This is a genomic window from Enterococcus sulfureus ATCC 49903 (genome assembly GCF_000407605.1).
GTDB classification, from domain to species: domain Bacteria; phylum Bacillota; class Bacilli; order Lactobacillales; family Enterococcaceae; genus Enterococcus_G; species Enterococcus_G sulfureus.
Window position 1 is genome coordinate 267,056 of the sequence record NZ_ASWO01000001.1, and the last position, 18,172, is coordinate 285,227.

At 40.4% G+C, this 18,172-nt stretch carries 16 protein-coding genes and 1 riboswitch; of the genes, 1 reads left to right on the forward strand and 15 read right to left on the reverse strand.

The features are described 5' to 3' along the window. Nucleotides 1–47: 47 nt before the first annotated feature. Nucleotides 48–1,259: a M20/M25/M40 family metallo-hydrolase gene (locus tag I573_RS01235; RefSeq protein WP_016184746.1), complete on the reverse strand. Its 1,212-nt coding sequence runs from the start codon at nucleotides 1,257–1,259 to the stop codon at nucleotides 48–50. A 125-nt stretch (nucleotides 1,260–1,384) separates the two neighbouring features. After that, the gene (locus tag I573_RS01240) at nucleotides 1,385–2,254 is read right to left on the reverse strand and encodes a YitT family protein (protein WP_016184747.1); all 870 of its coding nucleotides are present in this window, start codon (nucleotides 2,252–2,254) and stop codon (nucleotides 1,385–1,387) included. Nucleotides 2,255–2,464: 210 nt separating this feature from the next. Between I573_RS01240 and I573_RS01245 the strand changes: the two genes are divergently transcribed. Then, on the forward strand, nucleotides 2,465–2,890 hold the full coding sequence (locus I573_RS01245) for a GNAT family N-acetyltransferase (protein ID WP_016184748.1): 426 nt from the start codon (nucleotides 2,465–2,467) through the stop codon (nucleotides 2,888–2,890). Between the two features lie 10 nt (nucleotides 2,891–2,900). Here I573_RS01245 and I573_RS01250 read toward each other — a convergent pair whose 3' ends face one another. From I573_RS01250 to I573_RS01310, 13 genes are all read right to left on the reverse strand, one after another. Then, entirely contained in the window at nucleotides 2,901–3,578 is a 678-nt protein-coding gene (locus tag I573_RS01250; RefSeq protein WP_016184749.1) for a cyclase family protein, read from the reverse strand. Between the two features lie 119 nt (nucleotides 3,579–3,697). Beyond that, nucleotides 3,698–4,264: a hypothetical protein gene (locus tag I573_RS11550; RefSeq protein ID WP_016184750.1), complete on the reverse strand. Its 567-nt coding sequence runs from the start codon at nucleotides 4,262–4,264 to the stop codon at nucleotides 3,698–3,700. Nucleotides 4,265–4,307: 43 nt separating this feature from the next. Then, nucleotides 4,308–4,874: a hypothetical protein gene (locus I573_RS11555; protein WP_016184751.1), complete on the reverse strand. Its 567-nt coding sequence runs from the start codon at nucleotides 4,872–4,874 to the stop codon at nucleotides 4,308–4,310. A 120-nt stretch (nucleotides 4,875–4,994) separates the two neighbouring features. Further along, a complete protein-coding gene (locus I573_RS01265; protein WP_016184752.1) occupies nucleotides 4,995–5,963 on the reverse strand; it encodes a LacI family DNA-binding transcriptional regulator in 969 nt (322 codons plus the stop codon). A 24-nt stretch (nucleotides 5,964–5,987) separates the two neighbouring features. Next, the gene (locus tag I573_RS01270; RefSeq protein ID WP_016184753.1) at nucleotides 5,988–9,272 is read right to left on the reverse strand and encodes a GH36-type glycosyl hydrolase domain-containing protein; all 3,285 of its coding nucleotides are present in this window, start codon (nucleotides 9,270–9,272) and stop codon (nucleotides 5,988–5,990) included. Between the two features lie 25 nt (nucleotides 9,273–9,297). Continuing rightward, a complete protein-coding gene (locus tag I573_RS01275) occupies nucleotides 9,298–11,448 on the reverse strand; it encodes a glycoside hydrolase family 3 N-terminal domain-containing protein (protein WP_016184754.1) in 2,151 nt (716 codons plus the stop codon). 20 nt (nucleotides 11,449–11,468) lie between these two features. Continuing rightward, a complete protein-coding gene (locus tag I573_RS01280) occupies nucleotides 11,469–12,218 on the reverse strand; it encodes an endonuclease/exonuclease/phosphatase family protein (protein ID WP_016184755.1) in 750 nt (249 codons plus the stop codon). A 7-nt stretch (nucleotides 12,219–12,225) separates the two neighbouring features. Next, nucleotides 12,226–13,137 (reverse strand): acetylxylan esterase, encoded by a 912-nt coding sequence (locus I573_RS01285; RefSeq protein ID WP_016184756.1) that lies wholly within the window; start codon nucleotides 13,135–13,137, stop codon nucleotides 12,226–12,228. Next, the gene (locus I573_RS01290; RefSeq protein WP_016184757.1) at nucleotides 13,112–13,732 is read right to left on the reverse strand and encodes a DUF624 domain-containing protein; all 621 of its coding nucleotides are present in this window, start codon (nucleotides 13,730–13,732) and stop codon (nucleotides 13,112–13,114) included. Before I573_RS01290 ends, I573_RS01285 begins: the two co-directional genes overlap by 26 nt. A gap of 70 nt (nucleotides 13,733–13,802) precedes the next feature. Then, on the reverse strand, nucleotides 13,803–15,407 hold the full coding sequence (locus tag I573_RS01295) for a type 2 periplasmic-binding domain-containing protein (protein WP_016184758.1): 1,605 nt from the start codon (nucleotides 15,405–15,407) through the stop codon (nucleotides 13,803–13,805). Nucleotides 15,408–15,432: 25 nt separating this feature from the next. Then, nucleotides 15,433–16,314 (reverse strand): carbohydrate ABC transporter permease, encoded by an 882-nt coding sequence (locus tag I573_RS01300; protein ID WP_016184759.1) that lies wholly within the window; start codon nucleotides 16,312–16,314, stop codon nucleotides 15,433–15,435. A gap of 12 nt (nucleotides 16,315–16,326) precedes the next feature. Then, a complete protein-coding gene (locus tag I573_RS01305; RefSeq protein WP_016184760.1) occupies nucleotides 16,327–17,238 on the reverse strand; it encodes an ABC transporter permease in 912 nt (303 codons plus the stop codon). Between the two features lie 202 nt (nucleotides 17,239–17,440). Continuing rightward, complete coding sequence (locus I573_RS01310) at nucleotides 17,441–17,980, reverse strand: folate family ECF transporter S component (protein WP_016184761.1); 540 nt, start codon at nucleotides 17,978–17,980, stop codon at nucleotides 17,441–17,443. A 35-nt stretch (nucleotides 17,981–18,015) separates the two neighbouring features. Continuing rightward, nucleotides 18,016–18,113: riboswitch (THF riboswitch) on the reverse strand. Nucleotides 18,114–18,172: the final 59 nt, after the last annotated feature.

Consider the following 18,172-nt stretch of genomic DNA (forward strand, 5'->3'; position numbering starts at 1 on the left):
CCGATTCCATCTCGTTTCTTTGTATTCTTTTAGCTTATACTTGATATTTATTCAAAGAAGCGGCGCATAATTTGTTCATATGCATCGATAAATTGTAAATACGTATCGACATAAACAAACTCATCGACTTGGTGCGCACTGGCATTTCCTGGTCCGCAAACTACGACATGGATATCTGGGTTGTATTCGACAAAACGTGAAGCATCCGTTCCACCTGCTACTCCAATGATCGGTACCGATTCTCCGACTGCATCTTCAACGATCATTTTCGTCAATCCTACGATTTTCGCTTTTGGATCACTTTTCACTGGAAATGAACTTTGTAAAATGTGTAGCGATAATTCAGCAGCTGTCTGTTGATTACAGGTTTCAATCAATTCCGTCAACTCTTTGATCAACGTCGTATTGTGCACTTCTGGGATCGTTCTGATTTTGGTCGTCATACTAGCAAATTCAGGTACAGAGTTGGCTTGTTCACCACCACTGATCAAGGTTACAACAGGCGTCATCGGTCCTAAGATCGTATCTTTTGTTGTGATCGTATCAAAGTATTCTTGTTGTTTTTGATAATAGTACATTAATGAGTCGATGGCATTTTTTCCAAGTTCTGGCATCGAACTATGTGCGGCACGTCCTTTTGCATGTACTTCGTAGGTCAAGGAGCCTTTGTGGGCAATAAAGATAAACCGTTGTTCAACATTGCCTTCTTTTTTCACTAAGCCTTCTGGAAGTGGCATTTTTAAGACGACTTCACGACTTTCACCACTTGGTTCACAAACGACCAATGAATCGATATCTTTAGCATAGCCTAATTCTGCAAGCTGTTGCGCACCTAATAAGCCTAGCTCTTCTCCGATCGTGGCCATTAAACGGATCTTTCCTGGAATTTTGACATTGCTTGTTTTTAAATTGATCATCGCCAAGACGGCCGCCATAAGTCCAGATTTCATATCGGTCACACCACGACCAAACATGCGGCCATTTTCAATCGTTGCCGAAAAAGGAGGATAGGTCCAAGCAGATTCATCACCAGTCGCCACCACATCCATATGGCCATCAAAGGCTAAAACAGGACCGTTCCCTTCACCGATTTCCGCAATCAAATTGATTCGTTCAGGAGCATATTCGATTCGTGTCGTGTCGATCCCATACTCAGAAAATAACGCCTCTAAATAATCAGCAACACGTTTTTCTTCCCCATTTACGGTCTCTAGTCTTACGATGTCTTGTAGTCGTTGAATCGCTTGTTCTTCTCTCATTTTCTCAACATCCTTTCTCAAAAAAAGCTTTCGATTCCATTATAGCTTACTTTGTGTTTTTTTGCTCAAACATAACAAACGTCTTGCAAAATTGTTCGAAAAAAAGAACAGCACAGCAGCTGTTCTTAATAATCGATTTGTTCCATGATCCGTTTGATGCTAAACCCTTTACCATGGACTTCACTTGCATTCATCGACACAATAAAGGCTTCATTATCGATAGCCAGTAGATGCTCACGGATCATCGAGTAATCCCGTTCTTTGATCGTAGTCATCAATAAGGTTTTAGGTGTTTTATCAAATCCACCTTCGATCGGGATTCGTGTGACCCCTTTATCTAGCTGTTCGAGTAACGCTTGTTGCAATAATGGTGCTTTTTCACTGATAATCAGCATGTTTTTGTATCGTCCAAGACCCGTTTGGACAGCATCGACGACACGTCCGATTGAAAACAAGCAGATCAATGAATACAATACGATTTCAGTATCAAATACGATAAATGCCGTTAAGATCACCAATCCATCTACGATCGACATCGCTGCACCGATGGGGATCTTCGCATATTTATGGACGATCTGTGAAATGATCGCCGTTCCACCTGTTGATGCTTCTGCTCGAAAAACAAAACCTAACCCAACACCTGTGACAACCCCACCATAGATCGTGGCTAAAAATAAATTATCCGTTAATGGGGCAATCCCTGAAGTCAGCCAAACAAAAAACGGATAGCTCATGCTACCATAAATCGTTTTTAATCCCGTTTGTTTTCCTAAAAAAATAAAGCATAGGACCAGTAGCGGGATATTAATCATATACAGTACAAAAGCAATATTCCAATTAAATAGCGCATGCAAGACGACAGCTAATCCATTCGCTCCACCTGCTACCAGTAGGTTTGGTAGTAAGATCCCATTGATTGAGATCGCTAAAATAAATGCACCGATCGTCACTAAAAAGATCTCGCGAAACCGCGTATTTTCCATTAATTTTTTCATCTAATTCCTCCTTGATTTCTGTCTTTAGGCAAAGAAAAAAAGAAATCCGCTTCTAAGACAGAAGGATTTCTTTTATTTATAGTGCTTAAGTTGTGTTGCCTAATGATTTCATTCATATCTTAACTGCTTTTTATGCCTTTGTAAACAGCTATTATGCGACTCTTTTAAAATTCTCACGAAACATGCTACACTGGTTACTGGAGGTGTTTTATGGTCACCAAAATGAACCCAGATCAGTTAGAACGTGTTTTGACTATTTGGCTAGCAACCAATCAAACGGCACATGACTTCATCGATCCAACTTATTGGAAACAGCAACTTCCTACTGTTCGTGAAGCGATGAAGACCGCGGAAATCTATGTTTACCAACAACAAGGAGAAATCGTAGGCTTTATTGGACTAGTCGATGGGGATATTGCTGGTCTCTTCGTCTCTTCAAGTGTTCAAAGACAAGGGATCGGTCACACCTTACTAGCAAAAGCTAAAACGATCGCGCCATCCTTAACACTAGCGGTCTATGCTAAAAATCAGCAAGCCTTTCGCTTTTATAGTAAAGAAGGCTTTATCGTCATTGGAAAAAGTCAAGATGCCGCGACTGGCGAATATGAATACCAAATGGAGTGGACGAGTCACTAGTCCACTCCATTTATTCTGAAAGCTCGGCTAAAATCGTACATGGTCCACTGTCGATTCCCTTAATGAGTAAAGGCAACGCATAGACACGTTCGATATTTGTCAACTCTTCGTCTAACTTCATATCTTCGATCAATAAAATCGCACGCTCGTCTTCTCGTCCTAAACCTAAAACCGTTTGATGAAAAGCTACTCCATGCGGTTCCATCGTTTGTCCCCCACCTGCAGAAGGCAGATCCATCCCGATCGCACGTAAGTTTTCAAACGTCATAAAATACTCACCCGCATCTTGGGTAAATCCTGGGTTATGTTGACCATAGCGATGGGCATCGCTACGATAACGATAAAACCCTGTTCTTACAATCAAAAGATCCGCCTCTTTGATGATTTCTTCAAATGGCTCTAGATCTTGTTTAGTGATCAATTCATCGTCCTGTTTTTCTAAATCGATCACACGAACCGTTTCGTAAACAAACGTTTCGATTGGATATTCCCATAATTGCTTGCCATCTGGATTAAAATGATTCGCTCCATCCATATGCGTGCCACTATGATTGACCGACATATGGAACGATTGATTGAATTTGTCTCCTTTATCCGTTGAAGAATGCGGCCAAATCATGACCGGCGGATTGTCGGTAAATCGTGGCGTGTCGACACCAAGCGGATAAGATAATGCGATACGTTTCATAGTGCATTCCCCTTTCTTTTTTTCAAAATAACATGAGGATTTAACATTCGTCAAACCATATCCTTGTTATTTTTAAACAATAAAAAAACAAGCAGCAATCTGCTTGTTTTATAAGCCTTTTATAGTAGTTTAATAAAGATACTAGCAATCACGATCGACGTGATCGAAACAGTCGCAAAGCCAGCCACTAACATTTTCGGCATCAAATGTGCCGTAAGGTATTCGGTTTCTTCTTTAGTTTCAGCTACTTCTTTGATGACATCATTCGTTAAGATATAATCAGCTGGAAATCCAAATAACGCGGTCAAAGCGGTGGCAAGCGCCATCTCTTTACTATAGCCAAAGAATTTATGTATCAAGCGTGTCATGATCCACATGCCCAAGATCGCTAAGATCATCAAGGTGAAGATCTGTGGAATAAAATGGAACAAAGTACTTGGTGTCGTCGTACTTAATTGTGAGAAAATATAAGCCGTCAAACCATAAATTAACCAATTGAAGACACCGGCTTTTTGCAACACATTGGTTTCGAGTAAGCCAAATTGACTAAATACGATCCCCAATAGTAAGCATAAAATGTTTGCGTTCACCGCATGTTGCAAGAGAATCGAGAGCCCATTGGCCAGTACGATCACAAGACCAACACGGGCTAAGGCAAACGCAGGCGTTCGATATTGTTTTGGCAACGTATCGATCCATTTGACTTTTTCTAGTGGCGTCGCGTCGATCTCAATTGTTTGTTGCTGTGCTTGTTTGGTTTTGAATTCTGCTTTTAAGCGTTTGCCTTCTTTTTTTTAATAACATCGCAGTGATCGGATATCCCAATAATCCATGAAACATCAGCATATAGATCGGTAGCGCTGCTAAGGTGTCTAGATTCATCGCTTTTAAATTATCCGACATCAATAATGCGGCAACTAATCCTCCAACTAACGGTGGGACTGAGGCAATCACCGTACGAAAATCAAAAATCATCGTCCCGATCGTTAAACACAAAGCAATCGTCCCACAGACACCTAATAGTGCGATCACGATTGCTTTCCATTGGTCGACTAATTGACGTAGATCCATTTTTGTTCCTAAATGCACAAGTGTCAAAGGCACACAAATTTTAGCAAAGGTCATTCCAAATCCGACTTGCTCCACTATATCTTTTGGAAAAAACGTCCAAAACCCTAAAACAAATAAAACGGCTGTCATAAACAGTGAAGGCACGACAGCTTTGGTTTTTGTTGATGCCCATTCTCCAATAAATAGCATGCTCATAATCAAGGTAAAACTAACAAATAATCCCATAAAATTCTCCTCTCCAAAATTCGAGCATACTGGATTTTTTTCTATCCGTCAATACTTTGTGAAAAATCACATTTGTTTTATAAAAAAAGCTGCACCATCCATTTTGGATGTTGCAGCTCGTTAATTTCCTGATCGTGACGTTCCTCGTTCGATATAGGTCGTATAGATCCACTCAGATTCCGTTGCTTCTTCTTGTAGTAATTTTACGATTTTATTGGCAGCCAACATTCCCCAGCGATGCTGAGAATACGCGATCGTCGACAATGCAGGTTGCAAGTATTTGCCAATCTCGATATTATCAAATCCAATCAATCGAACCTCTACACCCAGTGTCAGACCGAGTGTCTGAACATAATTGACGATCCCGACAGCCATTTCATCATTGAATGCAAAAATATCGACAGGCAATGTGGGATTTGTATCGAAAATCTCTTTGGCCACAGCATAACCAGAAGCTTCTGTAAATTCTCCTGCGAAGCATTCATACTCGATACCATAAAGATCAAGTTCAGCAGTACTGGCTGCTAACCTTTTTTGGCTATCATAAGCTTTTTTAGGTCCTGTGATCAAAAACAATTTTTTCGTATCTAAATGCGAAAATTGCTCGATGGCAAGTGTAGCACCACCTTTATTGTCTAACAAAATACTTCTGATTTCTGGATGTTCGATCTCGCGGTCTAACACGACTAATTTGTGTCCACGTTCGGCATAGTTTAAAATCGTTTGTGTCTTAAAGGTCCAATCTAAAACGATCGCTCCATCGATCATACGCTCAGGTAAAAACAACTGCGATTTATTCCCGCTACAAACAATCATTTCATACCCTTGTGTCTCAAGACCTTTCTTGATACCATCGAGTAATTCACCATAAAAACTACCACCATAATCGGTTAAATAGACTCCGATAATATCCGTTTGTTGACGTTTTAACGTCCGAGCAGCCATATTCGGAATATAGTTCATCTCAGCCGCGATTTTCATTATTTTTTCTCGTGTTTGTTCTGTAATTTTAGGGTTGCCATTTAGCGCATAAGAGACGGTGGAGATCGACACTCCAGCTGCTTGCGCGATATCTTTGATTCCTACCATGACTGCTCCTTTCTTGACGATACTTTAACTATAGATTTCGATCATACTTTGGTCATGAATCAGCTCGTTGATCGTATCATGTGCAATGACGATCCCACCTAAGCGGTATGGATTATTTTCACGTGTCGTCTTGACTTCTTGTTGATCGATCACAACTTTTTTCTCATGGCCACCGATATGGAAGACGATTGTTACATCTTTATCTTGTAAACGATACGTTAGCCGTAACCCATCTAATTCTGTAGGTAATACTGGATCAAATACATAATGATCAAAAAAGACTCGAATGCCTAATACATTGGTGATCAATTGATTTAAGTAGATCCCTGGACCACTTGAATAAACACGCCATCCACCTTTGACCGCAACTTCACCGGTTTTTAATTTGGCAAAATGATCTTGCGCATCATATCTTGTGTTAAAGGCGCCATCTGAACTACTAAAATACGCATTCGATTGACGCAGTGCCGCATGGGATACTCGATCACGCAGCCCAATCGGATTGATCGTATTCAACCCTTTCCACGTTTCACCTGCTTCACCGATTTTTGCCATCGCTTCTGTAAATCGGATATGTGCGTGGACATATTGCAATCCGATCTCACGACCAAAATTGGCTGCTTGTTCCGCTCGTTTAAAGTGATGACTCACACCACCTTGATAATTTGCAGGACGGTTCATCAACCGTACACCATCTGGGAAATACAAATGCTCTTTGATCGTATCAAGATGTGTCGCTACTTGTTTGGGCGTCAAGATTTCTGCGATCATACTGCGTGTCATTGGCAATAATCGGTAATGGATACCCGTTTTTTGATCAGTAGGATGAATCATGTATTCTACTTCATCTTTTGTTTCCATGTAAACAAATCCAGGGATCGTATCGTCTTTTAGCATGTACGTATCAAAGTCAGCTAAGATCCGCGCGCTTAATGCAAGCAGCTCTTGTCCAACTTCAGGACGTGTTGCTTGTAACAAGGTACCGAGCTTTTTGATCACTTGATACGTCAAGGCGACCGTCCAACTACTCGCCATATTCTTTTTCAAACGGCTATCATAAGGCTGCAACGTATCGTCCCAATCTCCGTCACCATAGCACGATAGCGCGGTTCCCGGTAAAAAGTTTTGTTCGATATAATGGATCTCTTTTTGGAGATGTTCAAATAATGAAGCGGTTTGTTCCGTCTTCTTGAACGTTTCTCGATCAGTGTATGAAATCTGCTTATCTAATATACTAAAATCTCCCGACTTTTCCAAGTAGTCTGCGACAACTTTCATCGGCCAAACAATGACATCTCCATGACTCTCATCGGCTTTTTGCTCTTCATAGCGGTCGAACATAAACCATTGTGGCCAATTGCCATCGTCTTCAAATTGATTTTCAAATATATGGGTAATGATCGAAGCTACGACGTCTAAGCGATTGGTCGCTAAGAAAAATTCAGTCGGTCCTTGCGAAACATCTCTTGTTCCCCACGCTGCACCACCGTATTGCTCAAGTCCATGCGGAGAAAGGTAATGAATCAACATATCGAGAGTGTACCAACGCGTCAACAGATTCATACTCGTCACGTCAATTGTATCATGGAATAGCTCAAAGCGATTCAATAGTTCGCTGATCGTCGCCACCATCGCAGCTTCTTCTTCTTTAAAGGTCGTCATTTGCTTAGTAAAGGTGCCATCTAAACTTCCTTCGATCATTAATTCAAGCTGCGCTTGCTCTTTAATGACAAAGACGAGTTGTTCCGTTTTTGCAAGTGGCTCCACCAATAGCGATTCATTGGTCAATTCAAATGAATGATTTATCGTCATCTGATAAGCCAATTTAGGATACTTCGCTGTGATTACAGATTGTTCACTTGGCCTGATTGTAAGCGACTGTCCTTCTTGTTCTAAACGAAACGTTGGTTCTTCTTCGGCTGCGTCCATCAAGATATGATTGGTGATAGCAAACGTATAGGTCTTTCCAGATTCACTTTCGATTACTGTACGGATCTGATGATGATTTACTGCTGTAAATGTAGTGATTTTGATACAGTCATCCGCAAATGAATAGTACCAAGTTGCAGAATTCAAGCCCATTTCAAATGCCGAAGGAAGTGTTAGCATCCGCCACTTTTCACCGTCTTTGAGATAGATCCGCTGTCCAGAATGTTTTAAGCGATTGAGTGAATTACGGCTGTTGCTCATCAATTTATTCATCGAAGTATTGCCTAATACGATTTGTGAATTGAACAAGCCATACATATAAGTTGTCGTACTCATAACTGGATGGTCTACGTCTAAATCGATTCCACTTAATAAGATATGCCCCGTTGCGCGTTCCATCGCAAGCTCTTTATTTTTTAATACCACATGGCGCTCTTGTGTCGTAAAGAACGCTGCGATCTGTCCGTCGTCTAAATATTCTTCTTTTGCTTTGACTGGAAAGCGCTGATCGACCTCTTCTTCAGTCCATCTACGTCCTACTAACGGTCGTCCAATATGAGAATGCATCTTTTCATTGGTACTCGTCGCCTCACTAGACACAAGTCGTTCGTATAGTGGCGTTACTGTTTCTATTGTAAAGATCGGTTGAGTAACTGCCGCTTTATGATCCGCCACAAACGCACCGTAAAAGATTGCAGTAACTGGTTTATCTAGTGTGTACTCGATGGTTTGTAGTGCAATATAAGCAAATTCATATTGATAGATTTCGTTATCTAGATATTCTTTTTGTAAACTGACAGGCTCATCTGTTTCTTCATAGCGTGTGCCGAAAAATTGATAACCATCTGTTTCAAATCCTACAAGCGGTGTAAGTGCACCCAATTCCACAACTGGAAATTGACCATCTTGCGGTTGATTTTGTCTAGAAGTCACGGTAATCTGCTCATTTTGTTTCGTCACAACATGATCGACATATTGTGACATATACGCTTCATTTGATCGTACAGCACCTTTTGAAGCATTTCCGAGATCTTGACCCAAAATGATATCGACTGCTTGTCCATTTCCCGACAAGTCGACTGTCCAAAACCAAGTCTCTTCTTCTCCTAAAGCAAACGTGACACGATACGAGATCCCTGCTGTTTCTCCTGACCAATGAAATGAGGTCTCTCCTGTTGAAAACGTACTTGGTGAAGTCGTTCCGATCAACGGAATAATCGTATAAGGATGTTGCTCTTTGATTCGTAAATAAAGTTGCGTCACACTTCCATCTAGTGGCGTGCCATATAGTTGGTTGATCATAATATCGTCCTGCGTTAGAGTATACAGTTCTCCTGAATCTAAAAATTCAGCAGCTATCGTTTTGGTTAGTCGTTGCATCGTCTCTTCCTTTCTTGTCGGTTGATTAAACAAGTGTGAAACTTGTTTTCACGCCTTCTTGACTATTCGGTGCGATCCAAACGTGGAATTCTCCAGGTTCTGTCGACCATTCTTGATTGGAGTGTACATAGAACAATTGATCGGTCGTCAACTCAAAACGAACGGTTTGACTTTCTTGTGGTGCTAGATCGATTTGAGTAAATCCTTTTAGTTCACGAACTGGACGCACGACTTTGCCGACGATGTCCCGAACATATAGTTGCACTGTTTCCCGACGTTTGTAGTCGCTGTGATTTGAAATCGTGGCTTCGACTGTGATCGTGTCACCTAATTGAACCGTATCTTGATGTACGATCGTTTGGCTATACGTAACCTCACCGTAACTTAATCCGTATCCAAATGGATAGCGTGGTTGATTCGAGGCATCTAAATATTTTGATACATATTTTTCATTTGGATCACCTAAGTAAGGACGTCCTGTATTGTCGGTATTATAAAATACAGGGACTTGACCTACATTTTCTGGAAATGACATGCTTAGTCGTCCTGAAGGGTTGTAGACACCAAACAAAATATCAGCAAGCGCGTTTCCAGCTTCCGTTCCTGGGAACCAAGCTTCTACGATCGCATCCGCTGATTGAATCGCAGTCAAATCAAGTGGACGCCCATTATATAATGTGACGATCAAGGTTTTTGCGACCGCACGTACTTTATCAAATAATTCTAATTGTGCTTGTGGCAAGCGAATATCCGTTTGACTTGAAGCTTCACCACTCATCCAATCTTCTTCTCCTAATGCTAGAATAACGACTTCTGCTTCTTTAGCTAAACTAACCGCTTCTTCAATCGCTTCTTTTGAAGGGGCGAAATAATCGAACGCTTCTGTTTGTGTGTGGACCTGTTTGGCATAATGCTGCACACCTTGTGCTAAGGTCACCGCTTCTTCTTTTTTACCTTGCCATGACCAAACACCTAATACATCATGTGACTGTGCAGCTGGCCCCACTAACGCAAGTGTTTGGTCTTTGCGTAACGGAAGTGTTGCATGTTCATTTTTTAATAATACGATCGAACGACGAGCTACATCACGCGCGATACTACGATGTTCATCTGATAAAACATGTTGCGCTTCTAGTGCTTCATCTGCACCACGGTAAGGATGTTCGAACAAGCCTAAATCATTTTTCAATTCTAAGATACGTAAAACGGCTTCATCCAACATCGCTTCTGGCACTGTTCCTTCTGTAATCAATTCTTCTAGATAGCCGGTATAACAATTGGTCATCATTTCGATATCCACTGATGCTTGGATCGCAAGGCGCGCGGCTTCTTTTTGATCTTTTGCGACACCATGTGGGATCAATTCTTGTACAGCACCCCAGTCAGAAATCACCACGCCATCAAATCCAAATTCACCACGCAATACATCACGAAATAGCCATTCATTTCCAGTTGCCGGTACGCCATCTACCGTATTAAACGAAGTCATCACCAGTTTTGCTCCAGCATCGAGTGCTGCTTTATATCCTGGTAGATATTGATCACGTAATTGACGTTCAGACATATTCACCGTATTGTAATCACGACCAGCTAACGCCGCACCATACGCCGCAAAGTGTTTGACACAAGCAGCGACACGCATGAAATCATGTTCAAGATCGTCTCCTTGGTAACCTTTTACAAAAGCTTCTGCAAAACGAGCATTTAAAAATGGATCTTCACCTGTCGATTCCATTACACGACCCCATCGTGGATCACGAACAAGATCGACCATCGGAGAAAATGTCACGTGTAAGCCCGATACAGCAGCTTCTTTTGCGGAGACTTCTGCCATTTGTTTGGCTGCCTGTAGATCCCAACTACTTCCCAAACCTAATGGAATCGGGAAAATCGTCCGAAACCCATGAATAATATCTGCCATGAGTAACGTTGGGATATGCAATCGATTGTTTTCCATATAAGTTTTTTGGACTCGGATCGCTTCTTTTGCACCTGAGATCCCTAACGTTGTACCTGCATGATTGACAGTATCTTGTGTAATATTGAGCTGTGCCATTGGTCCAGTTTTTGCTTCTGCTTTTTCTGAGTAAAAATCAGCCGCTAACTGCAATAACTGATCGACTTTTTCCTTTAGGGTCATTTGTTCTACTAAATTGACTAATTGTTCTTTTTTCATCTATTTTCACCTATCTACTTTTATTTTTTGATTTCAAGTGTAGCCACGACTGGAAAATGATCGGATGGAAAACGTCGATCACAAGAATCCGTGATACATCCCACTTTTTTGATGGCACAGTTTTTCGTATACACATAGTCGATTTCTTCTAAATCAGACCACGGTCGGTTATAATCGAAATCTTGGAATGTGCCTTTCGGTCCGTAGTAGTGCGGCGTCTGCAGTTTTACATCCGTAAACCCTTTCAATAAGGAATGGACTCGTTCATTTGGCGTAGCATTGAAATCGCCCAGTAAAATCGTGGGATAGTCTGCGATTTTTTCTTGTAATTCATGCAATAACACACGCATTCCTTCATAACGAGCACTTTCTGAAATATGATCAAGATGGGTATTGATCACCAAAAACGGTTGTCCATGTTCTTCATAAATGACCCAGATCGCGATTCGTTTACACCCTGCTTTTGGATGGATACTCGATCGATCCGGTGTATCAGATAACCAAAAGAATCCTTGATCTCGAATCGTAAATCTTGGATGGGACAACAAGGCCAAACCTTCATCGCTTCCATCTCCTTCACGCTCGTAATAACACATGTGATAAGGTAATTTTTCTAATGCTTGTTTTTGATTGGCGCGTACTTCTTGGACACCGATAATATCCCAGTGATGAAAATCAAGTAGCGCACAGACATGTGGGGCACGCGTTTGCCAGCTCCACTCGCCATCTGCTGTTGTGTCTAAACGAATATTGTATGTTGCGATCTGCATCATTCATTCACTCCTGTGTGATTTGATTGATTTGGTTGATTTCACGTACGAGTTGTTTCACTCCGCCGCCTTCATGTTCTTTTTTCCAATATACACGTAACGTTTTTGGTGACGTGATCTTGCGATACGCATGGAAAAAGTCAGCCATCGGACAAACCGGATCGTGGCTTGCAACACTGATACTGACGGGGCAAGTGATCAAATCAGCGAGATACTGTAAATCGAAATAACTTAGTTCATGTTCGATCGTTTTGCGCTGATTAGGATAGTAAGCCAAGAAGCGACCGATCACACCATAGGAACCTGTTTCCTCTAAGACGCGATGATAGATATTCGCATGACTTGGTACATCGGCAAAGATCCACTTTGGCACATCCGGCAATAAAGCACCAAGTAACAACACGACTCCGCCACCTTGAGAACCACCGCGAAAGATGATCTGTGTTTGATCTACTTCATCGCGCGTTGTCGCAAAATCAACTAAGCGCAACTGATCGGCAAGCAAACGTTTAAAATAAAAATCATGGTGATCTAAGATGCCACGTCCAAATGGTTCGGGATGAGAGGTAGTTTGATATGGCGCTTGATCTAGCGTCTTGCCACCTTGAGCTCGATTGTCGATCACTAAGCAGGCATAGCCCATTTGTGGCCAGTGGATAAATTGAAACGGATCTTCGAGTGTAGTCCAATAGCCTAAACTTTCAATGATCACTGGAACCTGTTGAGTAGTTTTGGGCCGTAAATAAAATCCATAGATGGTTTCTTGATAAAGACCTGTAAACGTCAAAGTAAAAACTTCAACAGTTGGATCGCTCGTTGATTGTTTGGTTAGGGTGTATTCTGGTTCAATCTCGGCCACTTCTTGTTGGACTGCTTTCCAAAAAGCTAAGATTTCATTTTGGGTTGCCGTCAACTTCATCACGCTCCTCTTTGACTACGACGCGTTTAAAGAAAAAGACTTGTGTATAGGCGATTGCGCCAATGCCGATACAAATAAATAAGTATAAATTGATTTTATTGAATACAAGCAAGCCAATGACAGGCAGTACTACTAAAATAATCGCATTGGCTGTGCTGCTTAACACAAAATAAATACTTTCTTTTGCGGTTTGCTTTAAGTCAAAATCATATAAACTATCGATTAAGATAAACATCATCGAATACAATGTGGCAAAGGTAATCAAGATAATCGAAAGGATACTTAAATAAGTGGAAATCTCCATCAAACTATAAACGATCCCTAATACGATCAGCGTGTAAACGACGAGTAAGCCATCGAGTGCTAAGCCACGTTTGAACTGTTTTTTGAAGATAGTTAAGTAAGTTTTGATCGTTGGAATATCTCGTTCTTGATACAACCGGTCACATGTCTGGTAAAGTGCGATCAACGCAGGACCAAGAAGCACGATAGTCAGTGCGGGAAATAAGAATAAGAAACTCAGTAAAACTAAATCGGCTAGAAAAGAAAATACACGATAGTACCATCCTTCGTATGCAAAAAATTTATTGATCATCCTAAACAAAGAGGAAAGGATCCGAATCGCTCCATCCCTTTCCTCTTCTTCCCGCCTTTCTATCTATTGATTATTTTAATTTTTCTCTGTTTTCTTGCATTTTCTCTGATTTGACTTTCTTCACAGCATCCCATTTATTGTTGTCTAAGAACGTTTTGAATTCATCTAATGTACTGTCGAATTGTTTTTCATCTTTTGCACGAATCATTGAAATGACTGTACTATTTAATTTCGTTTCGATCGCACTGTTTGAGCGTGCCTCAGCTGTACCTGCATCTGGATTGATATTTTCCACGATAAAGTGAGGTTTTAATTTCCCAACACCCCAATCTTGCATTTGCGTCAAGGCATTATCTGTTTTGACTTTCATCGCATTCACACGGTCGTTATTAAAGTAGTTGAAACGGCTGATTCCATATTTTTTGTTGTATGCATCGTTATCTGATTTTTCTAAGTCTTTCACTTCTTGCAAGTAATCGATTTTGCCGTCTGCATTGTATTCATATGTCACACCTTCAACTCCGAATTTCGTTAAAATCTGACCTTGTTCGTCGATTAGATACGTAAACAATTGTGTAACTTTAGCTGGGTCTTTCGCATCTTTTGTCACATAGTTGATCAACCAACCAGAGATACCAGTTTGATTCAAAGTAGCTTCACGGCCACTTGTACTTGATGGACCATCGATCGCAACGTATTTCGTACCTGAATTTTTATTGAATTCAGCGAAGTTTCCACCTTGACCACTTGTTCCTGCTACTAGCATCGTAGCGTATTTCCCTTGTTTGACTTTTTCATCAAATGTTGGCCCATCATCGGTAAAGCTATCATCACTGATCTCGCCTTTACGATAGACTTCATTTAACGTACGTAACCATTCGATGTATTCTTTGTCCACATTACGGTCATAGTAATTGCCATCTTCATCTTCTAGTGGCACACCCAAGAAATCTTGTAATTTATCTAAGAAAGGACCCGCTTTATCGCCGACTGTTGTAAAGCCAAATGGAGTCATATCTGGGTATTTTTTACTGATTTCGTCCATCACTTTTTTGAAATCTTCTGGTGTCGAGACACTTGGTTTCCCTAGAGCTTCATAGACATCTTCACGAATCACGAAATTATCGTTTACTGGAATATTGCCACTATCGTAATCGGCTTGAGTATTTGAGTAGTTTGGATAGCCATACGTTTTGCCATCATCTAATGAATACCATTTGAATGTATCTTGATTGGCTACTTCTAATAGGTAGGGATCATATTCTTTGGCTAGATCATTTAATGAATAGGCCCAAGAGTTAGCTTTTTGTGCTGCTTGACTTGATTTATCCATCAACGTTACGATATCTGGCATATCGCCACTTGAGATCATCGCGTTTAGTTTTGCATCATCTCCTGATAAAAATTCGATATCGATATTCAAATCTTTTTTGATTTGAGCTGTCGTCACATCTTTACCAAAAGGTAGACTTGTCCAATCTGAATTGATATACCAACGAATCTTAGTTGGTTCTTTTTTTGTATCTAATTTCCAAGCTGGTTGGGTTTTATCTAATTCATAACGATCTTTGATTGAAAAATCGGGTGTCGCCGATTCTTTTTTATCTCCATTCCCACAAGCAGCTAACCCCAAAACAGCAATCCCCAACATCATCCCACTTAAAACTTTTTTCATCACGATCCCTCTTTCTAAATTGTTTTTATTCTTTTACCGCACCAGCCATCATGCCGCCGATGAAGTGTTTTTGTAATAATGGGTAAATGACTAAAATTGGTACGGTAGTAATGACGATCGTTGCCAACTGAACTCCCCTAGTGGTTGCTTGCACGACATAATCCGTACTTCCACTGTCGGTCAACGAGCTTAAATTTGATTGCACAATGATTTCATAGATCTTCATTTGCAGTGGATACAAGGATTGTTTCGTGACATATAATTTCGTTGTCATAAAGTCGTTCCATTGACCTACACCGTTAAATAAGATGATCGTCGCTAATGCAGGTTTCGTTAATGGTAAGAAAATCTTATAGAAAATTTGAAATTCGCTTGCACCATCGATTTTAGCTGATTCTTCTAATGATGGCGGAATCTCTCTAAAGAAGTTCATTAAAATCACGACATCATAATAGCTAAATAACGCTGGAATGATATAGACCCAAAACGTATCCAGTAACCCTAATGATTTGATCAATAGGTAAGTCGGGATCATCCCACCACTAAAGTAAAGGGTGATGACCCCCATCGTCGTATAGATACTTCTACCGACTAAACGTTTTTTACTTAAGCCATACGCGACGACTGCACAAAACAATGTATGTGTCAGAGCACCGATCACAGTTTTTAATACAGAGATCATAAACGCTCTTGGAATACTAGAATCCGAAAATACACGGCGGTAATTTTCTAAAGTAAATCCTTTCGGCCATAATACAAGTCCATTACCAGCTAGACCAGAACCTGATGAAAATGAAGAAACCAGAATATTCCAGACTGGAACGATGATCACCAAGGAAAATAAAATCAAGATCAACGTATTAAAAAAGTAAAACCATTTGTTTTCTTGCTTTCGTTTTTTTATCACCAAAGTCCCCTCCTATAAGATAACTGATTTCCCGTCGTTCATTTTGCGTGTTACGCGGTCTGTGATGACCAGTAAGATCACTGAAATGATCGATACGCCAAGACCTACTGCCGTTGCATAAGAGAAGTCCCCTTGTACTAGACCCATTTTATACACAAATGAATTGATGACTTCTGAACGATTTTGGTTTTGCGTATTCATCAAAACTAAGGTTTGATCTAAATTCGACCCTAAGATTCCGCTTACATTTAAAATCAAATTTAACGAAATGATCGGTGTCAATAATGGCAACGTAATTTTTCTGATTTGTGTAATTTTAGTTGCACCATCGATGCGTGCTGCTTCATAAAATGTTGGATCGATTCGAGACATCCCAGCTAGATACAAGATCGTCCCCCAACCCACTTCTTTCCATAAATCCGATAGTACAGCGATCCACCAATATTCATTTGGATTCAATAAATGGTTGACGCCTTTATCCATCAATCCTACTGACATAAAGATTTGATTGAAAAATCCATCTGTCGACAACCAAGAAATCATCATTCCCCCTAATACGATCCAAGAAAAGAAATGGGGAATATATGAAACGGTTTGAATAAATTTCTTTAAACGACCATCACTCATTTCAAAAATCATAATCGCTAAGACGATCGGAATAAAAAATCCTAAGCCTAACTTCAACAAACTAATGGCCATCGTATTTCTCACGGCCTCCCAAAAGAAACTGTCCTGCATAATGATTTTGAAATTCTCTAATCCGACCCATTCCGCAGATGAAATCGTATCGACAACCGTATAATTTTTAAAGGCGATAATGATTCCATAAATCGGAATATAGTTGAAGACGATCATGAATGCGACCCCTGGTAATATCATCCAGTGTAGTTGCCTTTGACTATAGAACTCTTTCAACTTATTCATATATTTTTTCCTTTCTATCTTGCGATAAGATTCGTATTGAAATCTAGTGAAACGTTTCTACAATTTGTAGTATATATGCCCTAAATATAAAAAGCAAGCGTTTTCTTAATTAAATAATTCAAATATTTTATAGAAACGTTTCTACAGAAAGCTTTTTTATATGAAAAAAAACCACTCGCGGATGTTCGAGTGGTCCTTGAAATTATGAATTTAATTTAATAGCGGCACGTCTGACGATACGATCTAACGTCGTGACACTTCCAAAGAAGTACACTAGACACGTTTGGATCGGGAAAAAGATGACCGTTTTGATCAAACGTGGTCCCCAGATCACCCAACTAAATAAGGGTTGACCATACATGATCGACAACCAAATGGGTGTCAAACAAAGATTGATCACTAGGGTAATCGTCAATACACAACCTAATGCGCGTTTTAGAGTCACTGGTTTTTGATAGAAAAACCAACCATAGATGGCGCCAGCTAAAAAAGCATTGAATGTAAATCCGATAAAAAATGAGGACTTAGCAAATAGTGCCATTCCTAGAAAATCAGCTAATACACAGCCGATCCCCGTCCACAAAGGACCAAATAACATTCCCATGATCATCGTGGGAACGAATGAAAAACTGATCGTTAGAAATTGCGTTTCAATCCCTAACATTTTACCCAAGATCGCGATCAGTGCAATCAAGATCCCCATCAAGGCGATCATTCGGGCATTTAATTTCTTGGTGTTCATTTTAGCATCTCCTTAGCGAGTTGCTACACATGATATGCAGCGAATGCGAAGACAAAACCGCGGATCTTCATCCTTCGTCCAATAGGCAACATCCCATCCTTTTGGCACTTAACGCTTTATCTCCTACTCTGATTTTTGTGAAGTGACTTCACACGTTTACTATACCACGCGGTGTTTTGAACAACAATCGTT

Coding starts and splice junctions, on each gene's coding strand:
- I573_RS01235 (WP_016184746.1), bottom strand. CDS start 1,259: ATGAGAGAAGAACAAGCGATTCAACGACTACAAGACATCGTAAGACTA.
- I573_RS01240 (WP_016184747.1), bottom strand. CDS start 2,254: ATGAAAAAATTAATGGAAAATACGCGGTTTCGCGAGATCTTTTTAGTG.
- I573_RS01245 (WP_016184748.1), top strand. CDS start 2,465: ATGGTCACCAAAATGAACCCAGATCAGTTAGAACGTGTTTTGACTATT.
- I573_RS01250 (WP_016184749.1), bottom strand. CDS start 3,578: ATGAAACGTATCGCATTATCTTATCCGCTTGGTGTCGACACGCCACGA.
- I573_RS11555 (WP_016184751.1), bottom strand. CDS start 4,874: ATGGGATTATTTGTTAGTTTTACCTTGATTATGAGCATGCTATTTATT.
- I573_RS01265 (WP_016184752.1), bottom strand. CDS start 5,963: ATGGTAGGAATCAAAGATATCGCGCAAGCAGCTGGAGTGTCGATCTCC.
- I573_RS01270 (WP_016184753.1), bottom strand. CDS start 9,272: ATGCAACGACTAACCAAAACGATAGCTGCTGAATTTTTAGATTCAGGA.
- I573_RS01275 (WP_016184754.1), bottom strand. CDS start 11,448: ATGAAAAAAGAACAATTAGTCAATTTAGTAGAACAAATGACCCTAAAG.
- I573_RS01280 (WP_016184755.1), bottom strand. CDS start 12,218: ATGCAGATCGCAACATACAATATTCGTTTAGACACAACAGCAGATGGC.
- I573_RS01285 (WP_016184756.1), bottom strand. CDS start 13,137: ATGAAGTTGACGGCAACCCAAAATGAAATCTTAGCTTTTTGGAAAGCA.
- I573_RS01290 (WP_016184757.1), bottom strand. CDS start 13,732: ATGATCAATAAATTTTTTGCATACGAAGGATGGTACTATCGTGTATTT.
- I573_RS01295 (WP_016184758.1), bottom strand. CDS start 15,407: ATGAAAAAAGTTTTAAGTGGGATGATGTTGGGGATTGCTGTTTTGGGG.
- I573_RS01305 (WP_016184760.1), bottom strand. CDS start 17,238: ATGAATAAGTTGAAAGAGTTCTATAGTCAAAGGCAACTACACTGGATG.
- I573_RS01310 (WP_016184761.1), bottom strand. CDS start 17,980: ATGAACACCAAGAAATTAAATGCCCGAATGATCGCCTTGATGGGGATC.